General features: G+C 58.0%; 15 protein-coding genes and 1 tRNA gene. 7 read left to right on the plus strand and 9 right to left on the minus strand.

Going from position 1 to position 19,285, the window contains the following annotated elements; translation table 11 throughout:
* Positions 1–882: 882 nt before the first annotated feature.
* The 7 genes from E1J53_RS10655 to E1J53_RS10685 all read right to left on the minus strand — a co-directional run bounded on the left by E1J53_RS10655 (position 883) and on the right by E1J53_RS10685 (position 5,387).
* On the minus strand, positions 883–1,566 hold the full coding sequence (locus tag E1J53_RS10655) for a hypothetical protein (protein WP_134270501.1): 684 nt from the start codon (positions 1,564–1,566) through the stop codon (positions 883–885).
* 817 nt (positions 1,567–2,383) lie between these two features.
* A complete protein-coding gene (prfB, locus tag E1J53_RS10660; RefSeq protein ID WP_134270502.1) occupies positions 2,384–3,472 on the minus strand; it encodes a peptide chain release factor 2 in 1,089 nt (362 codons plus the stop codon).
* Between the two features lie 155 nt (positions 3,473–3,627).
* Positions 3,628–3,801, minus strand: coding sequence for a DUF4295 family protein (locus tag E1J53_RS10665; RefSeq protein ID WP_134270503.1), 174 nt, complete (start codon positions 3,799–3,801; stop codon positions 3,628–3,630).
* A 56-nt stretch (positions 3,802–3,857) separates the two neighbouring features.
* Positions 3,858–4,046 (minus strand): 50S ribosomal protein L33, encoded by a 189-nt coding sequence (rpmG, locus tag E1J53_RS10670; protein ID WP_134270504.1) that lies wholly within the window; start codon positions 4,044–4,046, stop codon positions 3,858–3,860.
* A 12-nt stretch (positions 4,047–4,058) separates the two neighbouring features.
* The gene (rpmB, locus tag E1J53_RS10675; RefSeq protein ID WP_134270505.1) at positions 4,059–4,307 is read right to left on the minus strand and encodes a 50S ribosomal protein L28; all 249 of its coding nucleotides are present in this window, start codon (positions 4,305–4,307) and stop codon (positions 4,059–4,061) included.
* Positions 4,308–4,428: 121 nt separating this feature from the next.
* Positions 4,429–4,502, minus strand: a tRNA-Arg gene (locus tag E1J53_RS10680).
* A gap of 174 nt (positions 4,503–4,676) precedes the next feature.
* On the minus strand, positions 4,677–5,387 hold the full coding sequence (locus tag E1J53_RS10685; protein WP_134270506.1) for a CPBP family intramembrane glutamic endopeptidase: 711 nt from the start codon (positions 5,385–5,387) through the stop codon (positions 4,677–4,679).
* Between the two features lie 57 nt (positions 5,388–5,444).
* Here E1J53_RS10685 and E1J53_RS10690 point away from each other — a divergent pair, with 57 nt between their 5' ends.
* On the plus strand, positions 5,445–8,417 hold the full coding sequence (locus E1J53_RS10690) for a DEAD/DEAH box helicase (RefSeq protein ID WP_173021440.1): 2,973 nt from the start codon (positions 5,445–5,447) through the stop codon (positions 8,415–8,417).
* Here the strand turns inward: E1J53_RS10690 and E1J53_RS10695 are convergent.
* Entirely contained in the window at positions 8,397–8,921 is a 525-nt protein-coding gene (locus tag E1J53_RS10695) for a peptide-methionine (S)-S-oxide reductase (protein ID WP_368671747.1), read from the minus strand. The two genes, E1J53_RS10690 and E1J53_RS10695, sit on opposite strands and share 21 nt — an antisense overlap.
* A gap of 123 nt (positions 8,922–9,044) precedes the next feature.
* Here E1J53_RS10695 and E1J53_RS23965 point away from each other — a divergent pair, with 123 nt between their 5' ends.
* The 6 genes from E1J53_RS23965 to E1J53_RS10720 all read left to right on the plus strand — a co-directional run bounded on the left by E1J53_RS23965 (position 9,045) and on the right by E1J53_RS10720 (position 17,858).
* Positions 9,045–9,197 carry a hypothetical protein gene (locus E1J53_RS23965; RefSeq protein WP_173021441.1) on the plus strand — a complete coding sequence of 51 codons (153 nt, stop codon included), beginning with the start codon at positions 9,045–9,047 and terminating at the stop codon, positions 9,195–9,197.
* The gene (locus E1J53_RS10700; protein ID WP_134270509.1) at positions 9,194–10,903 is read left to right on the plus strand and encodes a sodium:solute symporter; all 1,710 of its coding nucleotides are present in this window, start codon (positions 9,194–9,196) and stop codon (positions 10,901–10,903) included. The genes E1J53_RS23965 and E1J53_RS10700 overlap by 4 nt, the downstream gene beginning before the upstream one ends.
* A gap of 83 nt (positions 10,904–10,986) precedes the next feature.
* Entirely contained in the window at positions 10,987–13,992 is a 3,006-nt protein-coding gene (locus E1J53_RS10705) for a SusC/RagA family TonB-linked outer membrane protein (RefSeq protein WP_134270510.1), read from the plus strand.
* Positions 13,992–15,407, plus strand: a complete 1,416-nt coding sequence (locus E1J53_RS10710) for a RagB/SusD family nutrient uptake outer membrane protein (RefSeq protein WP_173021442.1) — start codon at positions 13,992–13,994, stop codon at positions 15,405–15,407. Before E1J53_RS10705 ends, E1J53_RS10710 begins: the two co-directional genes overlap by 1 nt.
* Positions 15,394–16,326 carry a hypothetical protein gene (locus tag E1J53_RS10715; RefSeq protein WP_134270512.1) on the plus strand — a complete coding sequence of 311 codons (933 nt, stop codon included), beginning with the start codon at positions 15,394–15,396 and terminating at the stop codon, positions 16,324–16,326. The genes E1J53_RS10710 and E1J53_RS10715 overlap by 14 nt, the downstream gene beginning before the upstream one ends.
* A gap of 323 nt (positions 16,327–16,649) precedes the next feature.
* On the plus strand, positions 16,650–17,858 hold the full coding sequence (locus E1J53_RS10720; protein ID WP_134270513.1) for an RsmB/NOP family class I SAM-dependent RNA methyltransferase: 1,209 nt from the start codon (positions 16,650–16,652) through the stop codon (positions 17,856–17,858).
* On the opposite strand, the gene E1J53_RS10725 is transcribed toward E1J53_RS10720, so the two are convergent.
* Positions 17,851–19,242: an adenylate/guanylate cyclase domain-containing protein gene (locus E1J53_RS10725; RefSeq protein ID WP_134270514.1), complete on the minus strand. Its 1,392-nt coding sequence runs from the start codon at positions 19,240–19,242 to the stop codon at positions 17,851–17,853. The genes E1J53_RS10720 and E1J53_RS10725 overlap by 8 nt on opposite strands.
* Positions 19,243–19,285 lie beyond the last annotated feature (43 nt).

Here is a 19,285-nt window from a genome sequence, read left to right on the forward strand (position 1 = left end):
GGCTCCAACGGTTCGAACTGCTCTGCCGCGAAGCGGAATCCTGGTGCCCCGACGAAAGGTCGTTGTCAATAAGGCAACGGCCTTTTCTTTTTTGGCTCCAACGGTTCGAACTGCTCTGCCGCGAAGCGGAATCCTGGTGCCCCGACGAAAGGTCGTTGTCAATAAGGCAACGGCCTTTTCTTTTTTGGCTCCAACGGTTCGAACTGCTCTGCCGCGAAGCAGAATCCTGGTGCCCCGACGAAAGGTCGTTGTCAACAAGACAACGGCCTTTTCTTTTTTGGCTCCAACGGTTCGAACTGCTCTGCCGCGAAGCGGAATCCTGGTGCCCCGACGAAAGGTCGTTGTCAATAAGGCAACGGCCTTTTCTTTTTTGGCCCCAACGGTTCGAACTGCTCTGCCGCAACGCGGAATCCTGGTGCCCCGACAAAAGGTCGTTGTCAACAAGACAACGGCCTTTTCTTTTTTGGCCCCAAACGGTTCGAACTGCTCTGCCGCGAAGCGGAATCCTGGTGCCCCGACGAAAGGTCGTTGTCAATAAGGCAACGGCCTTTTCTTTTTTGGCTCCAAACGGTTCGAACGGCTCTGCCGCGAAGCGGAATCCTGGTGCCCCGACGAAACCTGAATCGTCCCAATTTTTGCGCTCACGTCAAGGGGAGATTCAACGACGGCTATGCTAAATCCGCAAAGCGGTACCGAGGCACCGCTATAGTCATTCTCTGCATGCACCGTGGTGGGTGACCAGCGATTCCGGGGGAATCGTGAGTGTATTGTGGGGCACTCAGTAGGTGGCAACGCATGACTTGCCGCTACCTTCCTGTCCCGGAATTGGTCTGCTTATTCCCGGGCATCATTACTTCCGTTACGCTCCCATAAATCTAAACATCACAACTGATCAACGCTTTGCGCAACCACCGCATCAACGATGGGCCGCAGGCGTTCCTCCAGTAAGCTGACGGAATACCAGTCCATTCGATTAAAACGCTCGACGGGGCGGGTCCATTCTTCGTCAAAGTCGGTGCTCCGCACGGAGTTTGCCCCCTTCACTTCTTCGTTGATGGTTTTGATCTTCTGCCCACTTCCGTCGAACAACACGATCCGCATCCGTGCTACCGGCTTGAATCCACTTAGCCCCCCGAGTATGGGTTTAGAGCAAACGATGTTGATGTTTAAAAAGTAATCCGCATAATCATCATTTTTTTTCTTGATGACACTTTTGGGGATTAATGGATTGGGATAACCACTCTCATTTAGGGTAGCGACTTTATCGCTGACCGTAAGCGGCTCCAGTTGAATACCTTTTTCCTCTAGCTGTTTTTGTAGCAGCTCGTAAGCACCATCCAGGAATAGTTTTGTCAAGCGCTTATCGACCCGTCCTTGCAGATCTTTCTCTTCGGAGGTGTAAGGAACATCATCGATTTTTCTGGGATCCAACCCATTTAAAACGTCCTCGTTGATCCCTCCCGTAAAACCGATGATGGCCACGCGACCGGCTGAGAGATCCTGGCCCAAAAGCTCAGCACCAAAACTTAGTGAACCGACAAGAATCAGCGATAAAAGAAGTTTCATAGTATCCTGCTTTTGGGTGAAGAATTACTGAAAGTAACCTTTATCAGCTGATTTCTTCAGGAATCTGCAACGTATCCGGGAATTAAAGCGCTGTGCACTCGCTTCGGAGGGTGGAAGCCCAATGCTTTCCTGGCTACCTTGAGAACATTGGGAAGCTTATATCAATATTGGCTAGCTACCCACTATTCGCCGGATGTCTACTACGCCGTGAAGTGGCAACCATTCGTTAATTCCCCCCTCAGACTTAGCTTTGCGCGACCAGCGATTCCAGAGGAATCGCGCTTGGAGTTCCGGGCACGCAGCAGGCGACAAGACATGTCTTGTCGCTACGTTCCCGCGCCTAAGGGGTTTGGTCGACAGGCTTGCGCTTGCCTGACCAATCATTGATGGGGCGGGGAGCGAGGCTCTTCCGGAAAGATGGTCGGCCCTAGGAATGGCTCGGCGTGGAACGCCTCGACCGGTTTTGGGTGCGTTCGCTTGGGACCTCGAAGTGTGCAACAAGCACAGCGCGTTGCTCCTTTGAGGGTCCCCGCCGGCTGCATTCTCCAGAATCAAGACCGGCTTGTGCTTGCCCGACCAATTAATGCACCCCCTTAATTTTTGAAATCAATAATCCGGTGCTACCGGTTCCTTTAATCGCGGCCAAAAGAACAAATCCTCGGCTTCAAGACCGGCTTGCGGAGCAAACCGGATCCGAGGTCACCCCAGCTTCGAGACCAGCCTACGGAGCAAGCCAGTTCCGGGGTCAACGGGTGACAGTAACTCCAAAAGTCTATTCTACCGCCGCCTGAATCCTAAATTCTTCAGCCTTGATCCTCTACTTCGCTTCTCCGCTCCAGCGCAGATAGGCCTTCAGGAAGTCTTCCAGATCGCCGTCCAGGACGGCGTCGGTCTGGCTGGTTTGCCAGTTGGTGCGGTGGTCCTTGACGCGGCGATCGTCGAGGACGTAGCTACGGATCTGGCTGCCCCACTCGTTGGCCGTTTTGCCGGCCTCGATTTCGTCCTTCTCCGCCCGTTGTTTGGACAGCTCCAGTTCATAAATCCGGCTGCGGAGCATGTTCATGGCCCGTTCGCGGTTCTGGTGCTGGCTCCGCTCTTCCTGGCATTCGACCACGATGCCGGTGGGGGCGTGGGTTACGCGGACGGCGGATTCCGTCTTGTTGACGTGCTGACCGCCCGCGCCGCTGGCGCGGAAGGTGTCCCAGCTCAGATCGGCGGGGTTGATCTCGACTTCGATGGTATCGTCTACGCGGGGATGGACGAAGACGGAGGCAAAGCTCGTTTGCCGTTTACCCTGGGCGTTAAAGGGGCTAATCCGGACCAGGCGGTGCACCCCATTTTCGCCCTTGAGCATACCGTAGGCAAAGTCGCCGATAATCTCCACCGTGGCGGATTTGATGCCCGCTACGTCTCCTTCGGTGCGGTTGGCGACCGACAGTTTATAGTCGGTATTCTTGTCAACGTACATCGAGTACATCCGCAGGAGCATATCGGCCCAGTCGTTGGCTTCGGTGCCTCCGGCACCGGCGTTGATCTCCAGGATGGCTCCGAGTTCATCTTCGGGGCGGTTGAGGGTAGCCCGGAACTCAGCGTCGTCCAGCACGGCGATCGTCTCTTCGTAGCGGCGGTCCACTTCTTCCTCGGTCCCCTCCCCCTCCTTTAAGAATTCCTGCAGCACTTCGAGATCATCTACCCGATCCGCCACCGTCTGGTACTGTTTTACCCAGTTCTTATGGCTCTGCAGGGACTTCATGATGGATTCGGCCTGCTTACTGTCGTTCCAGAAATTGGGGTCGAGGCTCCGCTGGGTGAGGTCCTCGATTTCGAAACTTCGCTTCTCCACGTCCAGGTACCCCTTGAGCAGCTCCAGGCGTTGCTTGAGTTCCTTCAGTTGATCGTTGGTCATGGAAAATAATTTGGAATGTTTCCCCTGAGAATAAGGGCGATAAAGGTAGATAAATTAAAGTGTGACGGGAAGGGAATCCACCACGGTAAGCCACCACGAAAAAAGCTCAACTTCCCCGGGGGAAGTTGAGCTTTTCATGAGGAATAACCAAAGGGTTACTTGTCCTTCATGAATTCGTCGATCTTGTCCTTGTGGACCATCACTTCCTTGTAAGAGTACTTACCAGTCTTGGGATCCTTAACGGACTGAACAACTTTGATGTAGTCACGACCGGAACCGGCGTTGGCGGCACGTTGGCCTACCCGTGAGTTCTTTGATACTTTAGCCATTGTTAGGTTGGTTTGGTATCCTTAACGACAATCGCCGCCCGGGATAGGTTCAATGATTACTTAATTTCCCGGTGAACGGTCATCTTACGCAGAATCGGGTTGTACTTCTTCAGTTCAAGCCGTTCTGGCGTATTCTTACGGTTCTTCTGGGTAACGTACCGACTGGTGCCGGGTTGACCAGTAGCCTTGTGCTCGGTGCACTCAAGGATGATCTGGTTACGGTTGCCTTTACTCTTCTTTGCCATGGTATAGATGAATTAGAGCTTAACGCCGGTATCAATTCCCTTGGATTCGAGTTTCTTTACGTAAGCGTAAACACCAAGCTTGTTGATGGTACGCATGGCGCTGGTGGATACCCGCAGCGTTACGAACTCGCCCGTTTCGGGAACAAAGAATTTTTTCTTCTGAATGTTGGGCACAAAACGACGCTTAGTCTTCCGGTTGGAGTGCGAAACGTTGTTGCCACTGATGGGCTTCTTACCCGTGAAATTGCAAACTTTAGACATAGCTACTGGCGTTGGCCCGGGGGCTATCAATAAAAAAGCAGACCGCAGTCTGCTTAGAAGTGACTCTGTTGGCCTTTTTATCAGGATTATTCTCCCGGTCAAAGACCCGTTTAGTCATTTGTGACTCTGTCAGGATTCGAACCTGAAACCTCTTGATTCGTAGTCAAGTGCTCTATCCAGTTGAGCTACAGAGCCAATAACTTCTTCCGAAGCGGACGCAAAGGTAAGCAGATTTTTATTTTCTCACAACCCAGCAACAATTTTTATTGGCTTTTTTGTGAGGAATCCGCCGCGATAAAGTCACCTCCGTGGTAGTACCTCTTGATTAACAAGCAAATAGCCACGATTGGTTGCGAGAAAAGATTTTATTTACTCTTCTCTCCCCAGTAATGACCAACTCAGCACGCCCCCCAGCACGTCTACCGCCGTGTGCAACAGCATCAGGGGCCACAGGGTCCAGGACTTCATGAAGAAGAACCCAAACAGGATGGCCATTAAAACGATCTTCATTACTGCCCTCCCCCCCTGATAGAAATGCCCGAGGCCAAAAGCAACGGCCGGAATAACCAGAGCGGAAACCTGACCGAGCGGACTCGGGCCCAACACCTCCGTCAGGTAGCTGATCATAAAGCCCCGGTAGATTACTTCCTCACAGACGCCAGCCGTGACGGCCAGGAAGAGGAAGTGCAGAAACTCCCGGGAGTTGGCGGGTAAGAAACCCATACGGTGGAATTCCCGCCGGGTGGCTTCCCGCCGATCCGAGCTGCCCGCCTCCAGGTATACGTCGAGCAGGTACAGCCCGATGAAGGCCGAAAGCACCATCACGGCACCAAGATCATAGGGGAAATCTCCCCATCCCAAACCGAGGTCAACCATCGGGCGGCCACTGAAGTACCACACGATGATGATCATGGCCGTAAGTCCCCAGAGTAGCGCACCATTGCCGTAATACAGGGCAATTTTCATTTTAGAAGACCATCGGGAACTGTCTTCATGCCGCCGTTTGCTCGCCGAGAAGAACAGGACTGCGGGCAGGAGGATACCCAGCAGAAAAAATAAGATATGATCCGCCAGTTGCACGGGCGCAAGGTATTACCTTTGGCGCTTTCGCTTGAAAATTTTGGAAAACGAATTCTCTTGGCCGACACTTCCGAAGTCCTTTTTAATTTCTTTGAGTTTCGAACGGGTATTTTTCTACCCAAAGCCTACGTAGCCAGCCGAAATACGGCGGGCAGATTGGTGCACATCCACCAAACGGCCCGGCCCGGAGGTCTGGGAATTTTCGACATCTCACCCTCCGAGCCCCTGGAGCGGGCGCTCCAGCTCGCCGATTCCTTACGGGAAAAAAACATCACGGAAGTATTTCGCAAGGGCGCCAAAAAAGTCCCTACCCTGGCGGGCTTACTGGGCGGCAAGGAACGAGAAAACGTTATCCGGCACATCCACCACCGGACATCGGAGATGCTCACCATCTGCCGGGCGGAGGGCATTGCCGTTACGCTGGGGCTTGACCCCCGCAAAGCGCCCCACGATTATCTGGTCCCCTTCCATCCAACCCCTCCCCTGCCCCGGGCCAGCTTTAGTCTTCACGATGGTGGCATGGATTATCGGCTGATCCTGGAGGGTAAGGATGGCCAGCTCCAAAACATCCGTTATCAGGACGTAAAGGTGATCACCAATCACCCCATCCCGGGCTGGATCGTGGCCGACGGCCAGCTTTATCCCCTCACGGGGATGAACGGCGATCAGGTCAGGCCCTTCCTGAGTCGGGATACCGTCCAGATTCCGTCGGAAAAGGTCAGTCAATATTGGCGGGAATTCGTCATTCGGGTAGCCAAGCACAATCCCATCCAGGCCGAAGGTTTTACCTACCGGGAAGTGCTCCAGCCCGACCGACTGCGCATCGCCGCCCGCCCCCACCCCTTCGAAGGGAAATACTACCTCTACCCCGAATTCCTGTACGGCAAAACGGTATTCCCGCTGGGTGGCAGCGATACCACTGCCGTAGACTATACCGCCCGCCCACCCTACCGGCTGACCCGGATCGTGCGTAATCCGGAACAGGAGGCGGAACTCCTCCAAAAACTGACGGATACCGGTCTGCAACCCGTGACGGGAACGGCCGCCATGCTGCCCGATGATACGTCCGCCGAGGATCCCCACGCCGCCCTGCGGTGGCTGACGGAAAACGGTTCGCTGCTGGAAAGCCAGGGTATTGAAGTCACGCCGCCGGAAATCGAAGGCCAGGTGATCACAACGCATCCGGGCAGCATCACCATCACCTCCGAGCAGGAAAACGACTGGCTGGACCTGAAGGGAACCGTGGAAGTGGGGCCCCACCGGATACCCTTCGCTAAACTGGTTCGCTTCATCCAGCGCAATGATCCCTGCTTCCCGCTACCCGACGGCTCCATTTTCCTCATTCCCCAGACCTGGTTTTCCCGCTACCGCTCCGGCCTGCAGTTTGCCCGGGTCGAGGGACGCAAGGTGCGCCTCGCCCGTAGTCAGGCCCCCCTGCTGCAGGACATGGGCGTATCTACCCACGACGGTGAACTGGCCAGGACCCTCGCCAGCGCCTACCAACCCAGTCATCAGTTAAAGGCGACGCTCCGTCCTTACCAGCTGCGGGGTGCCCGGTGGTTGGTCCGCCACTATCACGAAGAGCTCGGTGCCTGCCTGGCCGACGATATGGGACTGGGTAAAACCCTGCAGACGATCGCCGTGCTGCTTTACGCCAAGGAGCGCCTGGGAGAAGCAATAGGAAGTGTAGCTGGGCGCAAGCGCGCAGGTGCCGAAGATACTTCTGGCAGCAATGCTTCCAGCGGACAGCAAATGGACCTTTTCAACGCCCCCGCTGCCGACGAAGAGTTCCTCCAACCCCTCCGGGCACTGATCGTACTTCCCGCCTCCCTGGTCTTTAACTGGCGCAATGAACTTCAGCAATTTGCGCCCTCGCTGACGGTAGCCACCCATACCGGAACGGGACGAACGAAAGACGCCCGGGTACTGCGTCGCTTCGATGTCCTCCTGACGACCTACCAAACGGCCCTGCGTGACCAGTCGGTCCTGGAGCAGATTGACTTCACCTACATCGTGCTGGACGAAAGCCAGCAAATCAAGAACCGCCAGAGCAAGGTTTTCCGGTCGCTCAACGAACTGTCCGCCCGGCACCGGATCAGCCTGTCGGGCACCCCGATCGAGAATTCGCTCTCCGACCTGTGGTCCCAGATGCAATTCATCAATCCGGGATTGCTGCGGAATTACGCCTTCTTCAAAAAGACCTTCATCACGCCCATTGAGCAACGGGACGACGAAGAGAAAAAAGCCCAACTACGGAAGCTGGTTAGCCCCCACCTGCTGCGCCGGACCAAAGAAGAAGTAGCGCCCGACCTCCCGGAACTCGACGTGCAGCAGTACTACTGTGAAATGTCGAGTCCGCAGCGGAAACGCTACGAACAGGAGGTTGCGGCCGCCAGAAATGCGCTACTGGGGGCTTACGCCCCCGAAAACGGGCAGTATAAGCTGCGGGTGATCCAGACGCTGACGCGTCTGCGTCAGCTGGCCAACCACCCGGTACTCGTGGAGGAAGACTACACGAAAAGCTCCGGTAAGTTTGACGAGGTAATCGAGCAGTGGGAAACCGTCCATAAGTCGGGCCACAAAGTGCTCATCTTCAGCAGTATGGTCAGCCACCTGGAATTGTTCCGGGCTAAACTCGAGGCCGAAGGAAAGCCCTTCGCCTGGATTACCGGCCAGGTATCCGCCAAACAACGGGCCGTGGAAGTTACCCGCTTCCAGGAAAATCCGGAGGTGCAGACGTTCTTCATCTCGATCAAGGCCGGTGGCACCGGCCTTAACCTGACCGCCGCGGACTATGTCTTCATCCTCGACCCCTGGTGGAACCCCTCCACCGAAGACCAGGCCATCGCCCGGGCCCACCGGATCGGGAGGAAGGGCAACGTCTTCGCGCGGAAGTTTCTGACCAAGGATACCATCGAGGAGAAAATCAACCGGCTGCAGGCCCGGAAGAAGCAACTCTCCGAGGACATCATCGGAGACGGCGTCGGGCTGGACTTTGACCGGGAAGAATTACGGTACCTCCTCGGTTAGGGCGCGAACGGCCTCCTCGGAAAGGACTTCGGGTCGGCGACGTCGCAATGCCCGCAACTTCGGACTGATGTAGTTCTGGCAGAAGGGGCGGTTGGGGTCCGTGCGGTAGTAATCCTGGTATTCGGGAGGCGAAGCGCGAAAGTGGTCAAACATAACCACTTCGGTCACCAGGGGAGCAGAGAATCCCGTGCGCAAATCATCCAGGATGCCGCCGAATCGCACCCTATCCTGGTCCGAGAACGCATAGATGGCCGAACGGTAACGGTGCCGCAGGCCATGATTTACGGTGGAAGCATGGGTTTCCAGGTGCACGGCAATCAAATCCTCGGCGGAGATGACGGCAGGATCAAAATGAACGATGACGGCCTCCGAAAAGGTGTCGTGGGGAGCCGATCCGGCAATCCATCCCTGGTCCACTTTTTCCACTCCACGAAGGGAAACGAATACCCCTTCGGTGCACCAGTGGCAGCCGCCACCCAGGCCAATTTTCTCGAACTTTTTCACCCAAAAACAACACTTCCGGCTAATCAGGGGTTGACGGCTCTTTTGGAGACAAGCTGGCACCTGCACTCCGTTGCCCAAAAGTATCGCCCCTACGAATCCTATATTCCTTCTTACCTTCACGCCATGACCCCGCCAAATGACCACCAAATCGATCCGGAACCCGGACTGGACGGACCTCCCGTACTCGGTAGCTGGAAAAATGTGTACCTGTTCGTGCTGGTACTCCACGCCGTCATCATCATTTTATTCTATCTCTTCTCACAAGCCTACGCATGAGTACGATTGACTGGTTGGTAATGACCGGCACCCTGGCCGCCATTGTGGGCTTCGGTGTCTGGAAGACAAGATCCGTAGACAACGTAAAGAGCTATCTGCTCGGTGACCGCGACCTGAAATGGTGGACCATCGGTCTGTCCGTGATGGCCACCCAGGCCAGCGCCATTACCTTTTTGAGTACCCCCGGACAAGCCTATGATGATGGTCTGGGCTTCGCGCAATTTTACTTTGGCCTGCCCATCGCGATGGTCATCCTCTGCGTATTCGTCCTGCCGATTTACTACCGCTTACAGGTCTACACGGCCTACGAATACCTGGAGGGCCGCTTTGACGTACGCGTCCGCACCCTAACGGCCCTGCTCTTTCTGATTCAGCGGGGACTGGCCGCGGGCATTACCATTTACGCTCCCGCCATCATTCTGTCCACCATTCTGGGCTGGTCACTCAGTTTGACGATCCTGGTGATCGGTGTGGTCGTCATTTTCTACACCGTGGTGGGGGGCACGAAGGCCGTTTCGGTTACCCAAAAGCAGCAAATGATCGTGATCCTACTGGGGATGCTGGCCGCCGGCGTGGTGGTGGTGATGCGATTGCCCAGCGACGTGGGTCTGGCGGACGCCATGGGCGTGGCTGGTAAACTCGGCAAACTGGAGGTCGTGGACCTGAATTTCGACCTCAACGATCGTTACAACCTGTGGTCGGCCCTTCTGGGGGGAACCTTCCTTTTCCTGAGTTACTTCGGTACGGACCAGAGTCAGGTCCAGCGCTACCTTTCCGGCAAGAGCCTGACGGAAAGTAGACTGGGACTGCTCTTCAACGGTATTTTCAAGGTCCCGATGCAGTTCATGGTGCTCTTCGTGGGCATTCTCGTGTTCGTGTTTTTCCTGTTTACCGCTCCGCCGATTCACTTCAATACGGCCAACCTGGACAACCTGCGCAATTCGTCGCTAGCCCCGGAACTCAGCGTGCTCGAAGAGGATTACGCTGCCGTTAACGCCGAAGCCAGCGCTGCTTCCACCGCCCTGGTAGAAGCCCTACGCACCGAGGAGGAAGCGACCATTGAGGCTGCCCAGACGCAGCTGCGTTCAGCCGTGGCGGAACGGCAATTGATTTCCGAGAAAGTCGATCACCTGATCGAACGGATGAACCCCGAGGCCATCGTGGAGGACCGCGATTACGTGTTCATCACCTTCATCACCCAGTACCTGCCCGTGGGCCTCATCGGCTTGCTGCTTGCCGTGATTTTTTCCGCGGCCATGTCCAGTACCAGTTCGGAGCTGAACGCGCTGGCCACCACCTCGATGGTGGACCTGTACCGCCGAAGCTTCGTACGCAACCGGGAAGACGACCATTACTTCAAGGCCAGCAAGTGGCTCACCATCATGTGGGGATGTATTGCGCTCGGATTTGCGGCCGTGGCGAATCTGTTCGACAACCTGATCCAGGCCGTCAACATCATCGGCTCGCTGTTTTACGGCGTGATTCTGGGCATCTTCGTGGTAGCCTTTTTCTTCAAGCGGGTGGGCAGTACGGCCGTGCTGATCGCCGCCCTGGTGGCCGAAATGATCGTAATCCTCACTTTCGTGGGGTACTGGCTGGGCTACCATGATCTGGCCTACCTGTGGCTCAACCTGATCGGTTGCGTGATGACGGTATTCATCGCCCTGCTGTTCCCCAAAGTTCCCGCTAAAGAGACGGTGGGCTGATACCGGAAAAAAGATCGTGATTCCGGTCTTTGTTGATCCGTCGAACGGGGGTTCCTTGTTCACTAAACCCTATCTTGCTCGACATGAAGCAACGTTTGATGTTCCTGCTCTTGCTCATGGTGGGAGCGGCTACCCTGTCGGCCCAGCACGAGGTACGGGGGCGGGTTACCGGCACCGACGGAGAAGGATTGATCGGGGCGACCGTCCGCGACCCGGCCTCCGGCCGGGGCACGGCCACCGACCTCGACGGATCCTACGCCCTCACCCTGCCGGACAGTACCGGCCGCCTTACCTACTCCTACACCGGGATGAAATCCCGCACCCTCAGGGTCGCTGGCAAGGGCGGGGTGATTAACGTCGTCCTGCGCGAAGACGCCGCCATGCTCCAGGAAGTTACCGTCACGGCCTACCGCGGGGAGCAGAAGGCCAGTGAAACGGTGGGCAGCTACGCCACCGTAGAGATGACCGAAACCCTCACGGACCGCCCCGTGGAAAGCCTCGATAAACTGCTCGAAGGCGTGGCCGCCGGGGTGCAGGTGCAGATCAATACCGGTGAACCGGGCCGACCGGTGCAGGTGCAGGTCCGGGGGCAGGGCTCCATCCCGGGCAACCTGAGTACGTTTTCGGCCTCCACCCAACCCCTCTTCGTGCTGGACGGCGTACCGCTCTTCGACGTGACGGAGCAACCCACGAGCGCCTCCTCCGGCGGGGCTATTTTCAGTGACGGCAACAGCCTGGCACTGAATCCCCTGACCTTCATCAACCCGGACGACATCCAGAACATCACCATTTTGCGCGACGCCAGCGCGACGGCCCTCTACGGGAGTGATGCGAGCAACGGCGTGATCCTGATCACCACCAAGTCGGGCCGGGCGGGGCCAACCCAGGTCAACCTGAGCGTCCGCACGGGATTCGCTAACCCCATCAACGAGATCAAGTACCTCAACACCGAGCAGTATTTGGAGCTGGCCCGGGAAACGGCCTTCAACTCCGGCAATAATCCCGCCGAAGCGGGGCCGAGTGACGTGGATACCGACTGGCGGTCGCTGGTGCAGCAAACGGCCACCAACACCGACATCGACCTCAACCTCTCCGGCGGCAACGATCGCTTCCGGTACCGCCTGGCGGCGGGCTACGCCGTGCTGGAAAGTATCCACCGTAGCAACGGCCTGCGGACGGGGACCTTCTCCCTGAGCATGACGGCCGACCTGCACCCGAAACTCGAATTGTACACCCGGATCAACGGCGGCGCCCAGCGGAAAGATAACGTCAGCACCTACGCCGCCTTCTCCTACCCGCCGAATCTTGACCCCTTCCTGCCCGACGGCAGCTTCAACGACCAGGGTACTTTCCTCAACCGGCCTAACCCCCTGGCGGCCCTGGCCCAAAACGAAAACTACACCGACAGCCGCAATCTCAACGGCACCCTCCGCCTGCGCTATGACCCCACACAGGAGATCAACTTCCGGGGCCAGGTGGGCATCGACGTCAACCAGAACAGTCAGTTTCGTTACGACAGTGCCCTGAACGGGTCCGGCAGAACGCGCAATGGTCGCCTGGTGCTCTCTGACCGTGACAACACCCAGTGGGTCGCCAATCTGCAGGGCAGCTACCAGCCCAAATCACTGGGAGATCACCACCCCTTTTTCCTCCTCGGGGGCGAACTGCAACGGCAGGACCGTTTCAATCTGGTGGCGCAGGGCACGGACTTTCCCTTTGACGACCTGCGACGACTGGCTTTCCTGCCCCGCGAGAATACCGACACCGACGAGAGCATCTTCGAGCGAGCAAAAGTATCCGGCTACAGTGAGCTGTCCTATAATTACGACTACCGCTACTTCTTCAAGGCCAACGCCCGGCTGGACGCTACCTCCCTGTTTGGGGGAGACACTCAGGCCGACGTTTTCTACGCCATCGGCGGCAACTGGAACTTCAGCGAGGAGGGCTTTATGGCCAGCCGTCCGCTGGGCATCACCAGCGGACGGTTGGGGGTCTCCTACGGGGTGACGGGCAACAGCCGGATCGGGGTATACACCGCCCAGGGACTCTATCGGATTGACGACGTCGACTACGGCGGTCAGTTTCCCCTCATCCCCTCCGCCCCCATCAATGACCTGCTGGGTTGGGAGCGGAAACGCCAGCTTAACCTGAGCCTCCAGGTCCGCTTCATTGAGGACCGGCTGGGCGTCAACTTTGAGTTTTACCGCAACCTCACCGTTGGGGGTATCTTCAACGTGCAGGTGCCCAACGCCAGTGGATTCCCCAACATTGTGGCCAACATTGCCACCATCCTGAACTACGGTCCCGAGCTGACGGTTACCTGGCGTCCGCGGGGAGCGGACGGCCGGGGCTACAACGCCCGCCTGACGGCCTCGCGGAACTTCAACCGTCTGGTGTCCATTGACACCGGGGAACTCCCCACAGGATTCTCGACCACGCGTAACGGCCAGATCCTTACGCCCGGCTTTGACCTGAACATCATTTACGGAGTGCCCAGCCTGGGCGTCAACCCCCAGACCGGTGACGAAGAATGGCTGCTCGCCACCGGCGAGCGCACCACCGATGCCGCTCAGGCGCGCCGGCCGGAGAACCTGGTGCCCCTCGGGCGGTCCGCGCCCGAAGTGTTCGGTGGCTTGCTGCAGAGCTACGACTTTGGTCCCCTGCGCCTCAGTGCCCTGATCAACTTCAGCTACGGCAGTACGGTGCGGGTCAATAGCCTCACCTTCACTGACGGTCGGCAGATCGGCTTCAACAACCAGAGCGTAAACCAGCTGGATCGCTGGCAGCTACCCGGAGACGTGACGGATACCCCGCGGCTACGGCTTGACGCTCCGTTGGTGAGTGCCAGCAGCCGGTACCTGTACGACCTGAACTTCATCCAGCTGGCGACCGTGGGAGCCAGCCTCGATTTGCGCGAGCTGGGCATCACCTGGGGCACCGGGCGGACGCTCACGGCCTCCTTCAACGTGAACAACGTGGGCTACCTCTACGACGACGACACTCCGCGGGACCGCAACGGAGTGGCCGAGTATCGATTTAACTTTCCGGAGCAGCGGGCCTTTGTCTTCGGCATCAAAGCGGGATGGTAATGCGAAAAATATGGATGCTCTTATTGCCGCTCCTTGGCTGGTTGAGCTGCGGAAATTTTCTGGATATCGAGCCCCAGGACGAACTTTCCCGGGCCGAAGCGCTGTCGACTATTCGCGGCATCGACGCCATCCTGGTCGGCGCCTACCAGCAACTGAGTTTCACCGATTATTACGCCCAGAGCTTCTTGTTTTTCCCGGAGATGGTGGGCAACCTGGTGCCCCTTGACGATAATGCCGGCAGCGTGTTGCGATACCGGCAGGTGCACGACCTGAACGTACCGTCGGATTACGAAGGGAGTGCGCTCAATCAGTTGTATGACCGTCCCTTTACCCTGCTCTACGCAGTCAACGACGTGCTGGCGGCGCTTCCCGACCTGGAAGAAGGGACGCCGGAGCAACGGGCGTCGCTACGTGGGGAAGCTTTGCACCTGCGCGCCGTCGCCCACTTTGACATGGTCCGAGTTTTTGCCCAGGCCCCTGGCTTCAGCAACGGGGCGGCCCATCCCGGCATTCCGCTGATTGATCGTCCGCTGGGCGTGCTCGACCAACCCTCCCGGGCCACGGTCGCGGAAATTTACGACCTCATCGTCCGGGACCTGACGGAGGCCGCCGACCTGGTGGACCCGAGCTTCTCCCGGCGCAACGGAGACAATGTCTGGATCGAGCCGGCGGTCGTTTTGGGCGCCTTAGCGCGGGTGCAAGCCTACCGCGAAGACTGGCAAAGTTGTGCGGAATTCGCCACCCGGGCCATTACCGCAAGCGGACGGGAACTCACCCCCCGCGAAACCTACCTGGAAGCCTGGGAGGATCGTGATCTCCCCGAAACCCTGTGGCGGATCGATATTCAACGCCTCCTCACTTCCAGCGGTGGCACCTCTCCGGCCCGGATTGCGGGACGGGGAGAAGAAGACCCCCTCTGCCGCGTCAGTGAGGACCTGATGAGCCTCTTTGCGCCCGACGATCTGCGCCGACAACTCTACCCCCAGGACACCCGGGGCTTCCGGCTGACGGCCAAGTACCCCTTTTCTCCCTCCGCCATCTTCAACCCCATCTACCTGCGGCTTTCGGAACTCTACCTGCTGCGCGCCGAAGCCAACGCAGCCCTGAACAACGATGCACTGGCGCAGGCCGACTACGACCTCATCCACCAGCGGGCCGTCCTGAACGCGCCCCCCATTACGTTGACCGGACCGGAACTTCTGGAGGAAATCCGCCGGGAACGACGGCGGGAACTGGCCCTGGAGGGGCACCTGCTCTTTGACCTGAGTCGGTGGGGTGCCGACATTGACCGGGACGACTGCGCGGGTTCCGTTCGCTTTTGTGACCTGACTTACCCAAGTCCCTACTTCATCCTGCCCATTCCGGAGGACGCCCTTTTCCGCAACCCAAATTTGACGCAAAATGAAGGCTACTAGTACCCTGTGGGGCGGTCTCCTGGTCCTGATCGTCCTGATCGCGGGCTGCCGCCCGGACGCCTCCCCCACCAACAGTGCTCCGCCCCAACTGGGCTGGGGAGATACCGAAGTAAGCCTTTCCGTGGTAAACGGGACGGCACAGTTGACGGCCTTTCTAACGCGGCCGGTCCGCCAGGAACTGAGCATACCGCTGGCCATCTCCGGCACGGCCATTCCGGGGCAAGACTATACGCTGCCCGGTGGAGACGTGCTCATTTTCGCGGCGGGCACCTCGGAGGCCAGCATCACCTTTCAAACCGACTCGAACCCCGACGAAGACCGCATCACCAAGATGCTCACCGTAGAGATTCCCACCAGCGAGGATTATCGGCTGGCGGAGGATCGCGCCGTAGCCACCCTCACCTTTGGCCTCAACAATACGGTCAACCTCGAACTGTGGGCTGACGGTACCTCCTTCCCGCAACTCTGGGGGTATACTACCTTTGGACCGGACCCCGTCCCCCCGACGGGCCGCACCGGCCAGTTTTTTGCCTTCGCCTATCAGAGCAACACTATGGAAAATACCATCGGCTTCCTGGGCGACCGGCCGGAAGTCAGCACCAATGTGCTGAACATCGTGCGGATTTACGACGACCTCTCCGCCTTTTCCATGGGGGTCCGACTGCCGAATCTCCTCAAATTCACTCCCGCCGAAGAGGGGGCGACTGCGGGAACGGTTGAGGTCATCCCTCAGGACGTGTTCATTCAACGGATTTCTTCCTCCGACTTGCCGGATTTCACCATCGGGCTCTCCGGGAGTGGCACCTACGACGAAACGACCGGCATCATCCTGCTCGACGTTCATTTTGACGAAACGGACATCGGCGGACCGGCGGATACGCTGCGGCGGTATTCTTTGGAGGCGAGTCAGCGGAACTAGGGGCTGGTTGCTGGTTAGTTGGTTGCTGGTTGGCTCGTTACTCGCTCATCGGATGCCTCCGGAACGCAGTGGAGGGTCATCCGATGTGTCGAGTAACGATGAGCGCTCCTTGGCTTATTTCTTTCCGTAATGAACCTTTTCTCCTTAGCCTGTACGACCGGCTTGCGGAGCTAGCCTTTTCCGTACACTTCTCCTCAGCCTCAGCATTGCGACCGGCTTGCGGAGCAAGCCTTTTCCGTACACTTCTCCTCAGCCTCCGCCTTGATCCTGAATCCTGTATCCTCAACCCTGACTCCTCTCTCCCTTATTCTTACCTTCGCGCCATGGCCAAAAAATTCTACGCTGCTCATCTTGATGCGATCGCCGAGGCACTGCAAAACATTTTCCGTGAAGGGGCTTACGCCGACCGGGAGATTACCCGGGTGCTGAAGGCCGACCGTCGGCGCGGGAGTAAAGATCGGGCCTTCATCGCGGAGCATACCTACGGCATCGTGCGCTACTACCGTTTGTTGACGCACCTGCTGGGTAAAAAGCCGAAAAAACAAAAGGAGTGGTGGCCGCTGATTGGCATCCATCTGATGCTGCAGGGTTATGAACTCCCACCCTGGCGGGAGTTTGAGTCGCTGGATAAAGACGCCATCCTGAAAAAGCACGCGGAGGCGCAGGACGAACGTCCGCTCCGGGAGAGTATCCCCGACTGGCTGGACAAAGTGGGTGCAGAACAGCTGGGCGAGCAATGGTCGGCTACGCTTTCGGCCCTGAACGAAACCGCCCCGGTCGTTTTACGGGCCAACCGGTTGAAGGCCAGTCCGGCAGACGTCGCCGCTTCCCTGAAAAAAGAGGGCATCCTCACCGAGCCCATCGGGGCGGATGCGCTGCTGGTCACCGAGCGCAAGAATCTCTTTCGCACCGAGGCCTTCCGACGGGGCATGTTTGAGGTGCAGGATTTCAGTAGTCAGCAGGCGGCGCCCAGCCTGGAGGTCAGTCCCGGGCAGACGGTGATTGACGCCTGCGCCGGTGCCGGCGGCAAGAGCCTGCACCTGGCCGCCCTGATGGAAAACAAGGGGCAACTGCTCAGTCTGGACATTCACGAGTGGAAACTGAAGGAACTCAAGAAACGGGCGCGCCGCAACGGCGTGAGTAATCTGGAAACCCGGGTCATTACCAGCTCCAAGGTCATCAAACGGCTGCACGGGCGAGCGGACCGCCTGTTGCTGGACGTTCCCTGTACGGGCCTTGGCGTCCTGCGCCGCAACCCGGACGCCAAGTGGAAACTGAACCAGGACTTCATTGACCGGGTGGTAAAAGAGCAGCAGGAAATTCTGGAGCGCTACGCGAAAATGGTGAAGCCCGGCGGGAAAATGGTCTACGCTACCTGTAGCATCCTGCCGCAGGAGAACGAACGGCAGGTGGAAGGATTTCTCGGCAGTCCGGCCGGCGAGGGCTGGACGCTGGAGCACCACCACACTTACTTCCCCCAGGAGGAGGGGTATGACGGTTTTTTTGTGAGCCGGTTGGTGAAGGCTACTTAGATTTTGTCACAAAATACCGGTCCATGGTCCCAATATTCTTCGCCTCGAAGGTACCCGCGGGGGTGCAGGTGAATTCCGGCCCCAGCAGATCACGGACGGTGGTGGAAATAGCTACCCTGCCGACTTCACCGGCGGCTTCCAGGCGTGCGGCCTGGTTGACGGTATCTCCCCAGACATCGTAGGCGAACTTTTCCTGGCCGACCACCCCGGCCACTACCGGTCCGGCGTGGATACCGACCCGGGCTTTGAAGTGAGGGTTGGACGCCAGGTAGGACTGCATGTCCAGGGCGGCCCGGACGGCCCGGGCCCCGTAGTCGTCGTGAGCCACCGGAAGGCCCGACACACACATGTAGGCATCACCGATGGTTTTTATTTTTTCCAGCCCGTGGCGGATGATGATCTCATCAAAGGCCCGGAAGGCTTCGTCGAGCAGGTCCACCAGTTCTACCGGCTCCAGGGAGCCGGCCAGTCGGCTGAATCCCTGAAAATCGGCGAAGAGGACGGCGACAGAGTCGAATCTTCGGGCGGTGGCCTTTCCCGTTTCCTTCAGTTCTTCGGCTACCGGGGCGGGGAGGATATTACGCAGCAAATTATCGGAGCGCTTCCGTTCCTCGCTGATGATCTGGTTTTGCCTTTCCAGCCTGGCCCGGTAACGCTGGGAAGAACGGTAACGGGAATACAGACTGATCAGGATGAGCACGAAGGCTCCCGCCAGGACCAGCAGCAGGTTGCGGCGCAAGCGTTCCCGGGTAATTTCCGCTTCCCGCTGATCCAGTTGCCTTTCCTGTTGGAGTAACAGGATACTATCGTTCAGGGTCCGGAAAGCGTAGTCATCCAATTGTCGGCGTTGACGTTCCAGCTCGAGTAACTGCCGGACCTGGCTTCCCGTCAGGGAATCAATTTTTGCGTCCTGCACGGCCACGATGGCGCTGAGGGTGGCAGCCGTGATTTCCGTGGCCGAGGCCACGGTGTCGGGGGGAACCATTCGGTCGGAGGGTAATGCTTCCTCCTCGATGGAAGCACTACCGGTGAGTTGCTGGAGCCGGGCCACGATGTCCCTAACGGTATCCTCTTCCCCCAGCACTTTAAATTCCCTGGCCGCGGCCTGCAGGGCACGGATGCCCCGCACCCGATCGGCGGCAGCACTGGTGGCATCGTCGAGCAGGGCAATTCCCAGCAGGTAATTTCCCCGGGCAATTACCGTCTCCAGTTGAGCTTCCGTTCCCGAGGCGATGAGCGCTTCGGCCTGGGCGCGGGCCACCGCATAGCGTTTATTACGGATGAGTAATTCGATGGCGTTTACCTGATCGGCATACCCATCGCTTTCCTGGGCGAATACGCCAGGGGAAATCAGGAGTCCGCAAAGGATAAGGAAATGGCGCATGGTGCTCTACTACCCCAAATATGAGGATAATGTTCACACCCGA

Origin of the sequence: Lewinella sp. W8 (assembly GCF_004375085.3) — a bacterium.
Lineage (GTDB): Bacteria > Bacteroidota > Bacteroidia > Chitinophagales > Saprospiraceae > Neolewinella.

Bases quoted from the DNA above. Each gene is read 5' to 3' on its own strand.
- E1J53_RS10725 (WP_134270514.1), bottom strand. From the start codon at position 19,242: ATGCGCCATTTCCTTATCCTTTGCGGACTCCTGATTTCCCCTGGCGTA.
- E1J53_RS10655 (WP_134270501.1), bottom strand. From the start codon at position 1,566: ATGAAACTTCTTTTATCGCTGATTCTTGTCGGTTCACTAAGTTTTGGT.
- E1J53_RS10665 (WP_134270503.1), bottom strand. From the start codon at position 3,801: ATGGCTAAAGTATCAAAGAACTCACGGGTAGGCCAACGTGCCGCCAAC.
- E1J53_RS10705 (WP_134270510.1), top strand. From the start codon at position 10,987: ATGAAGCAACGTTTGATGTTCCTGCTCTTGCTCATGGTGGGAGCGGCT.
- E1J53_RS10710 (WP_173021442.1), top strand. From the start codon at position 13,992: ATGCGAAAAATATGGATGCTCTTATTGCCGCTCCTTGGCTGGTTGAGC.
- E1J53_RS10715 (WP_134270512.1), top strand. From the start codon at position 15,394: ATGAAGGCTACTAGTACCCTGTGGGGCGGTCTCCTGGTCCTGATCGTC.
- E1J53_RS23965 (WP_173021441.1), top strand. From the start codon at position 9,045: ATGACCCCGCCAAATGACCACCAAATCGATCCGGAACCCGGACTGGAC.
- rpmG (WP_134270504.1), bottom strand. From the start codon at position 4,046: ATGGCAAAGAAGAGTAAAGGCAACCGTAACCAGATCATCCTTGAGTGC.
- E1J53_RS10700 (WP_134270509.1), top strand. From the start codon at position 9,194: ATGAGTACGATTGACTGGTTGGTAATGACCGGCACCCTGGCCGCCATT.
- E1J53_RS10720 (WP_134270513.1), top strand. From the start codon at position 16,650: ATGGCCAAAAAATTCTACGCTGCTCATCTTGATGCGATCGCCGAGGCA.
- prfB (WP_134270502.1), bottom strand. From the start codon at position 3,472: ATGACCAACGATCAACTGAAGGAACTCAAGCAACGCCTGGAGCTGCTC.
- rpmB (WP_134270505.1), bottom strand. From the start codon at position 4,307: ATGTCTAAAGTTTGCAATTTCACGGGTAAGAAGCCCATCAGTGGCAAC.